This window comes from Pararhizobium sp. (assembly GCF_035497515.1).
Classification (GTDB): domain Bacteria; phylum Pseudomonadota; class Alphaproteobacteria; order Rhizobiales; family Rhizobiaceae; genus Pararhizobium.
Map to the genome: position 1 here is coordinate 1 of NZ_DATJDJ010000078.1, position 7,964 is coordinate 7,964.

Genomic DNA, 7,964 nt, shown 5'->3' on the forward strand with positions numbered 1-7,964 from the left:
TCGCAATGCTCTTTTGACCCGATTAAAAAACGAGGCGGCAGTTCAAAAAAGAACGGAGCCGGTTGAGAACTTGACGGCAGCTCGGCAGATCGCTGAACGGACAATGGCTGCAGCGGAACAGATCGCTGCGAGTGGAGAAGCTGTTGATTTGCACTGAGAGCTGACCCGGGATTTGCGCCGAGAAGTGACCCGCCTTAGGTATCGTTCGTGTCGGTCGTGGTGGTCAAGTTCCTCCGTTTCTCCTTCGTCGTTTTGGGCTCATGCGCTGAGCTGTTTTTGAACCGGAAGCTGTCGTTTCCGGTTTCGAGGATGTGGCAATGATGCGTGAGCCGGTCCAGCAGCGCGGTGGTCATCTTGGGGTCGCCGAAGACGCTCGCCCATTCGCTGAAGCTCAGGTTGGTGGTGATGATGACGCTGGTGCGCTCGTAGAGTTTGCTCAGCAGATGGAAGAGCAATGCGCCGCCTGATGCACTGAACGGCAGGTATCCCAACTCGTCGAGGATCACGAGATCGGAATGGACGAGGCGATTAGCGATCTGCCCAGACCGACCCTGCGCCTTCTCTTGCTCGAGTGCGTTGACCAGCTCGACCGTTGAGAAGAACCGGACCCGTTTATGGTGATGCTCGATGGCCTGGACACCAATCGCGGTGGCAATGTGTGTCTTGCCCGTGCCGGGACCGCCGACCAGAACGATGTTGTTGGCGTCATCGAGGAAGTCGCAGCGATGAAGCTGTTGCACGAGCGCCTCGTTGATCTCGCTGCTGGCGAAGTCGAAGCCGTTCAGATCGCGGTAGGCTGGGAAGCGTGCGGTTTTGAGCTGATAGGCCGTTGAACGGACCTCTCGTTCCGCGGTTTCCGCCTTGAGAAGCTGGGACAGGATCGGAATGGCAGCCTCGAACGCCGGCGAACCCTGCTCGGTCAGATCGCCGACGGCGTGGGCCATGCCATGCATCTTCAGTTGCCGTAGCATGATGACGATAGCACCGCTTGCTGGATTATGACGCATGACGGTCCTCCGTCTTTCTCAGCGCATCGTAGCGTTCGACATTGGCCTTGGGCTCGTTGGTGAGCGTTAGGGCCTGAGGCGCGTCGATGGTGGGTGGCGTGAAGGATTTGCCATCGACGAGGCGATGCAGCAGGTTCAGCACATGGGTCTTCGTGGGGACGCCGCTCTTCAGCGCCATGTGCACGGCCGATAGCACGGCCTGTTCGTCGTGCTGGAGAACAAGCGCCAAGATATCGACCATCTCGCGGTCGCCACCTGGCTTCTTCAGGAGATATTGCTGCAAGCTCTTGAATGCATCCGGCAGCTCAATGAACGGAGCACCATTGCGCAGAGCGCCGGGCTTACGCTGCACGACCGCCAGATAGTGCCGCCAGTCGTAGATCGTCTGGCCCGGCCGATCGTGGGAGCGGTCGATGACGCGGCGATGCTCACAGACGATCTGGCCTTCCGCAGCGACCACGACACGATCCGGATAGACCCGCAGGCTCACTGGTCGATTGGCGAAAGAGGCCGGCACGCTGTAGCGATTGCGCTCCAGATGGACGAGGCAGGTCGGAGTGACCCGCTTCGTATATTCGACGAAGCCGTCGAATGGCCGAGAAACTGGCATCAGAGTTGGTGCTTCCTCAGCCCATATGTCGGCGATGGTGCCGCGCATCTGGCCGTGTGGGGTCTTTGCCCAGAAGGCCTTGCATCGAAGCTCAAGCCAGTCGTTCAGGGCCTCAAGGGATGGAAAGCGCGGAACAGGTTGAAAGAACCGATGACGTGCATCCTGAACGTTCTTCTCGACTTGTCCCTTCTCCCAGCCGGACGCGGGATTGCAAAACTCGGGCTCGAAGAGGTAGTGGCTGGCCATCGCCATGAAGCGGACGTTGACGTCGCGCTCCTTGCCACGGCCCACCTTGTCGATTGCCGTGCGCATGTTGTCGTAGATGCCACGGCCAGGAATGCCGCCAAACACGCGGAAGGCATGATTGTGGGCGTCGAACAGCATCTCATGCGTCTGGAGGAGATAGGCACGGACGATAAAGGCCCGGCTGTAGCTAAGCTTCGTATGCGCGACCTGCAGCTTCGTCCGCTCATTGCCGATGATGGCCCAGTCCTCCGACCAGTCGAACTGGAAGGCTTCTCCGGGCTCGAAAGCCAGAGGCACGAATGTCCCGCGTCCTGTCGTCTGTAACTCTCTCTGCCGGTCTGCCTTCCATTCCCGCGCGAAGGCTGCAACACGGCAATAAGAACCGTCGTAGCCGAGGCTCACCAGGTCGGCATGAAGTTGCTTCAAGGTGCGCTTTTGCTTGCGGCCCTTTTTGGACTCCGTCTTCAGCCAGGCCGAGAGCCGATCAGCGAACGGATCAAGCCTGCTCGGCCGCTCCGGGACCTTGAACTTCGGCTCCACGCCGTTCAGGCGCAGATATTTGCGGATGGTATTCCGGGATAGGCCGGTCCTGCGGCAAATCTCCCGGATCGATAGATGCTCTCGAAAATGCCAGCGCCGGATAACGCTCAGTAACGCCATGTCGATCACTCCAGAGCCCCCACTGAAACCTCGCGAGGGATGATTGAAACATGGGTCAAATCTCAGTGATAATTTCCCGCAATCCCGGGTCAGCTCTCAGTGCAAATCAACAGCAAGACGGCTCGAAGCCTTTGGCATGCCGATCGCATATCACAATCGGTCTCCGGTGGAGGACGTGCCCTATCGATATTGTTCATCGTTAATCGAGCTTGCCTCGACCGTAGACACTCTCATCGTGGCCGTCCCTGGTGGCCCTTCCAGCGACCATGCGGTGAGGAAGGACGTTTTCGATGCACTGGGTGCTGATGGTGTGTTCATCAATGTGGGAAGAGGCTCGACGGTAGACGAGGAGGCGCTCGTCCGGGCACTTTCGGACAGAACCATCGCGGCCGCCGGGTTGGACGTGTTCGCAAACGAACCTGTCGTTTCCCCCGAGCTGCTGAAATTAGACAACTTGACGGCTCTTCCTCATATCGCTGCCGCCTCCAAGGCGACGAGGGCCGCTGTTGCCAAACTCGTTGTCGATAACGTGGTGCAGTGGTTTACGTTTGGGCGGGCGCTGACACCGGTGTAGGCGCGCAGAGGTGAGACTGAACAGCCAAATTGGTTGAGATGCGGTCAAAAGGCCCTGATGGCGCGGGAGCTTGGCTAAACGCCGCATCCCAGTCGGAGAATTTTTCGCGCATCTCAATCACTTTGAAGCGGCTTCAATCCCGTCAGGCTGTTTCGCTACTCGGCCGGCGCGACCCCGACGATCTCGCCGCTGGGCTCGGCGCTAAGCCAACGATAGAGAGAGCCGCCCATGATGCCGCCGGCGATCGGCGCCACCCAGAACAGCCATAACTGCTGAATTGCCCAGTCGCCCGCGAACACCGCGACGCCCGTACTCCGAGCCGGGTTCACGGACGTATTCGTCACGTCGATGCTGATCAGGTGGATGAGCGTCAGGCCAAGTCCAATGGCAAGCGGCGCAAATCCCGCTGGCGCCTTGCCATGTGTTGCCCCCATGATGATGAACAGGAACATCGCGGTCAGCACGACTTCGGCCACAAGGCAGGCAAGCAGGCTATAGTTTCCTGGCGAATGCTCGCCATAGCCATTGGAGGCAAACCCGCCTGCGAGGTCGAAACCGGCTTTTCCGCTTGCGATCAGGTAGAGGACGCCGCCGCCGACAATGCCGCCGATGACCTGCGCGACGATATAGGGGAGGATCTGGTTTGTTGGAAACCGTCCGCCCGCCGCCAGGCCGAGCGTGACTGCCGGATTGAGGTGGCAACCGGAAATGTGGCCGATAGCGTAGGCCATGGTGACCACGGTCAGGCCGAATGCCAGAGCCACGCCCAGATAGCCAATCCCGACATTGGGCAGGCCCGCCGCTATGACGGCGCTGCCGCAGCCGCCAAATGTCAGCCAGAAGGTTCCGATCGCTTCCGCCGAGTATTTTCTCATCGTCATGGACGTTTCCCCTTTGAAATGAAGCGCCGCTCAAGCGGGCGCCGTGACATGATACAACCACAAGGTTGTGCCAACCATTCGGTTGGCGTATGTCTTACGGCCGCCGAGAAGCGTCTTCGCGGTCAAGCGGCAGGCCGCCAAAGCGCAGAACGGTGTTCGGGGCAGGGCGGGACAAGCACGATGAACTGACAAAAGTTATCGACGCAATCACGGAGAGGCGATTGCGTCTTCGTCCTTGAGGCAAGCCGGTGAGGTATTCCATCGACCGCCCTGAGATGCCGGATGCACCCGAGCTGCCTCTATACCCTTAATGCAGTCCGAACTCGGCCAGGAGAGACTGGCGCAGTGAAACGAAGCCGGGATTGCTGCGATCGCGGGGGCGAGGGAGATCCACTTCAACCGTGCGAATGGCGCTGCCCTTTTGCCGCGGCAGGATCACGACCTTGTCGGCCAAATAGATCGCCTCTTCGAGGTCGTGGGTGACGAGGACCATCGTCACATGCTCCTCTTCCCATATCCGGGCCAGTTCCTCCTGCATCGTCATCTTCGTCATCGCATCGAGCGCTCCCAGGGGTTCGTCGAGCAGAAGGAGTTCTGGCTGTACCGCAAGTGCCCGCGCGATGCCCACACGCTGGGCCATGCCGCCGGACAACTGAGCGGGATAGGCGTCGGCGAAATCGGTAAGCCCGACCAAGCGAAGGTAACGATGCGCGCGTTTTATGCTGTCGTCGCCTGCAATTTTACGGATTTCGAGCGGGAAGACGACGTTTTCCATGACCGTCAGCCAAGGCAGAAGACGCGGCTCCTGGAAGATCACGGCTCGCTCTGCTCCGACGCCATGGATCGGAGCCCCGTCGATCAGGACGTCGCCACTGTCGGCCGCCTCCAGGCCCGCCAGGATGCGCAGCAGCGTCGTCTTTCCCGAGCCGCTTGCGCCGACGATGGCGATGCACTGACCGCTTGCCACATCGAGATCGATGTTGCGCAACACCTTGAGGGCGCGTCCGTTGAGAGAGAAGGACTTGGAGAGGTCTCGGATCGAGACCTCTCCGCGGCTGGTAACATGCGTCTGCGTCATGATCATCCTCCGTTCACAACGGTTTCGGGCACATAGAGGATGTCGGCCGCCTTGATCTGACCTTCGGAGAGCTTGCCGTCGCGGATAAGGACGTCGATCCAGAACTGCAGGTCGCGGTCGACCGCCCGACCACCTGGCCGCACGCCAAAACCTGCGAAATACTGTGCGATCTCCGGATTTTCTCCCCGCTCCTTCAGAACGCGCGCGAGTATCTCCTTCGTCTTGTCCGGGTTCTCGCGGGCGAAATCGAGCGCCTTGGCGGAGGCGTTGACGAAAGTCTCGGCGGCGTGGGGATGGTCTTCGATCCAGTCGCGCCGCAGGACGACGAAACCGCCCGCGATCTCTCCGAGCACCTGCGTATCGTCGAAGACAGCACGCAGGCCGCCGACCTTGCGCGCCGCGCCTTCAAAAGTGGTCTGCCAGTACCCGAAGGCCGAAACGTCAACCTGCTTCGAACGCAGGACCTGTTCGAGTTGCGGACCCGGTACGACGACAAGGCGTGTCGAATCTTGCGGCAAGCCGTTTGAATGCAGAGCTTCGCGCACGGTGTGGTCGAGGTGCGCGCCAAGTGTATTTACCGCTATCGTCTTGCCGACGATGTCCTTGATGGTGCGGATCGGGCTGTCCTCAAGCACGTAAAAGATGCTTTTGACATCGGCATTGATGCCGTTGCTGGGATAGGCCGCAACGAAGTCGTTGCCGCCTGCTATCGAGTTCAGAACCGCCGCGGTCGCTGCGCTGCCGAGTTCGACGCTGCCGGATGCCAGTGCGAACAGGGATTCGGGGCCGCCGCCTGCATAGCCGATATTCTGGAGAACAACGTCGCTACCTTCGAAATAACCCAGTTCCACAGCCAGTTCATGGGCCGAAACACCGCCATGGCTGGCGAGGAAGCGGATCGTGGTTGGCTCCTCGGCGGCCTGTGCGCCGCTGAGAAGGGCCGTGCTGAAGAAAAGCGCGGCAGCGGAGTGCATGGCCAGAAGATTGATATGTCTGCGCGTAATGTTCATGTTTCTGCGACCTTTCAAAAAAGGGAAGGGATTGCTTCAGCGGTTCAGTTGGTTCCAGCGGCAGAGCCTGCCTTGCAGGCGCTCCAGCATGTAGTTTGCGCCGAGCCCGAGGATGGCCAGCAACAGGATCGCGGCGAACATCAGCGGGATCTGGAAATTGTACTGGGCGTTCATGACCTGGAAACCGACGCCGCTATTGGCGCCGATCATCTCGGCGGCGATCAACAGGAGAAGGGCGGTGGTGGCGCTGAGCCTCAGACCGACGAAGATCGAGGGGACGGCGCCCGGCAACACCACACGGCGAAAGATGGACAGTCGCGACGCTCCATAGACGCGTGCCATCTCGATAAGCTTCGGGTCGGCCTGCTTTACGCCTCCGATCGTGGCCAGAAGTGTTGGAAACAGGGTGGCCCAGAAGATGACGAACACCTTGGAGGCTTCGCCGAGTCCCAGCAGAAGAATGAAGACCGGATAGAGCGCCAGGGCCGATGTCTGCCGGAACAACTGAAGGATCGGATCGAGGCTTCGCTCGACCGCCTTCACTTGCCCCATGAACAGCCCGAGCGGGATACCGACGAGCACGGCTGCCGAGAATGCGATCCCGGCGCGCTGCAGGCTGATGGCGATGTCGTCCAGCAAGCCGCCGCCGGCAAGGCCATTCCAGAGGGCGGTCAGTATCGTATCGAGTGGCGGGAAGACGGCCGGGCTCAACCAGCCCAGCCGGCTCGCAACCTGCCACAGGATCAGAAAGGCGATGAGCACTCCATAGCGACTTCCGAACTGGGTCAGGCTTTTGACGGTTTTCCCGGCAAGGGCGGCGGAGACGGAGGGTTCGTATTGCACTCTGCGATACGCATCGCGTTGTTCCGATTGGATGATAGCCATTGTGGTTCCTCTCCGTTCACCAGTCATTCGGCTGCTTGAACGGCGTTTCGGGCGCCTGCCCAGCGATTTTCGGGATAGGGAAGGCCAAGGTTCTCCCGAAGAGTGCGGCCCTCGTATGCGGTGCGGAACAGCCCGCGGCGCTGTAATTCCGGGATGACGAGTTCGATGAAGTCGTCCAGGGCGGTAGGAAGCCAGGGCGGCAGGATGTTGAAACCATCCGCGCCTTCATTTTCAAACCATTCCTGCAGCGTATCGGCGACCTGCGCAGCCGAGCCGACCACCGTAAAATGGCCGCGAGCGGAGGCCACCCACTGATAGAGCTGGCGGATGGTGAAGTTGTTCTCGTCGGCGATCTGACGGATGAGGGCCTGGCGGCTCTTCATGCCTTCCGTGGGCGGTGCCGGGGGAAGGGGGCCGTCGAGGTCATAGCCCTTCAGGTCGAGCGTGCCACCGGTCAGGCCATTCAGCAGAGCGATCCCATCCTCCTCGAGGATCAGGCTGGTAAGACGCTCATATTTTTCGCGCGCCTCGTCTTCCGTCCTGCCGACGAAGGGCGATACGCCAGGCATGACGAGAATATGGCGGGGGTCGCGCCCGAGACCCTGTGCTCGTGATTTGATGTCACGATAAAATTCCTGTGCCGTATCGAGCCGCTGATGAGCGGTGAAGATGACTTCCGCGGTTGCGGCCGCAAGGCCACGGCCGTCTTCGGATTGACCGGCCTGCACAATGACCGGATGGCCCTGCGGAGATCGGGGAACGTTCAGAGGTCCCTTGACCTTGAAATGTTCGCCCCGGTGGTCGGTGACGTGCAGTTTCTCGGGGTCGAAGAATGTGCCGGTATCCTTGTCGCGGATGAAGGCGTCGTCCTCGAAGCTGTCCCAGAGCTTCTTGACGACATCGACATGCTCCTTGGCGCGGGCATATCGGAAGGCATGCGGATGCTGCTGATCGAGGTTGAAGTTGTGGGCCGCAGCTTCCGTCGCGGTGGTCACCACGTTCCAGCCCGCTCG

The 7,964-nt window shown here is 60.3% G+C and carries 7 protein-coding genes and 1 pseudogene; 1 reads left to right on the forward strand and 7 read right to left on the reverse strand.

Going from position 1 to position 7,964, the window contains the following annotated elements; all coding sequences use genetic code 11:
• Nucleotides 1-194 precede the first annotated feature (194 nt).
• Nucleotides 195-1,007, reverse strand: coding sequence for an IS21-like element helper ATPase IstB (gene istB / locus VL202_RS08775; RefSeq protein ID WP_064334261.1), 813 nt, complete (start codon nt 1,005-1,007; stop codon nt 195-197).
• Nucleotides 997-2,523, reverse strand: coding sequence for an IS21 family transposase (gene istA / locus VL202_RS08780; protein WP_113452476.1), 1,527 nt, complete (start codon nt 2,521-2,523; stop codon nt 997-999). The genes istB and istA overlap by 11 nt, the downstream gene beginning before the upstream one ends.
• Before the next feature lie 43 nt (nt 2,524-2,566).
• On the opposite strand from istA, the gene VL202_RS08785 reads away from it, so the two are divergent.
• Entirely contained in the window at nt 2,567-3,097 is a 531-nt protein-coding gene (locus VL202_RS08785; RefSeq protein ID WP_325463748.1) for an NAD(P)-dependent oxidoreductase, read from the forward strand.
• Nucleotides 3,098-3,252: 155 nt separating this feature from the next.
• Here VL202_RS08785 and aqpZ read toward each other — a convergent pair whose 3' ends face one another.
• The 5 genes and pseudogenes from aqpZ to VL202_RS08810 all read right to left on the reverse strand — a co-directional run.
• Nucleotides 3,253-3,978 (reverse strand): aquaporin Z, encoded by a 726-nt coding sequence (gene aqpZ / locus VL202_RS08790; RefSeq protein ID WP_325463749.1) that lies wholly within the window; start codon nt 3,976-3,978, stop codon nt 3,253-3,255.
• 307 nt (nt 3,979-4,285) lie between these two features.
• Nucleotides 4,286-4,987, reverse strand: a pseudogene (locus VL202_RS08795) (ABC transporter ATP-binding protein); the annotation flags it as partial.
• 71 nt (nt 4,988-5,058) lie between these two features.
• Nucleotides 5,059-6,066, reverse strand: a complete 1,008-nt coding sequence (locus VL202_RS08800; RefSeq protein WP_325463751.1) for an ABC transporter substrate-binding protein — start codon at nt 6,064-6,066, stop codon at nt 5,059-5,061.
• A gap of 36 nt (nt 6,067-6,102) precedes the next feature.
• Nucleotides 6,103-6,951, reverse strand: a complete 849-nt coding sequence (locus VL202_RS08805) for an ABC transporter permease (protein ID WP_325463752.1) — start codon at nt 6,949-6,951, stop codon at nt 6,103-6,105.
• A gap of 23 nt (nt 6,952-6,974) precedes the next feature.
• On the reverse strand, nt 6,975-7,964 hold a 990-nt coding region (locus VL202_RS08810; RefSeq protein ID WP_325463753.1), incomplete at its 5' end, for an NtaA/DmoA family FMN-dependent monooxygenase.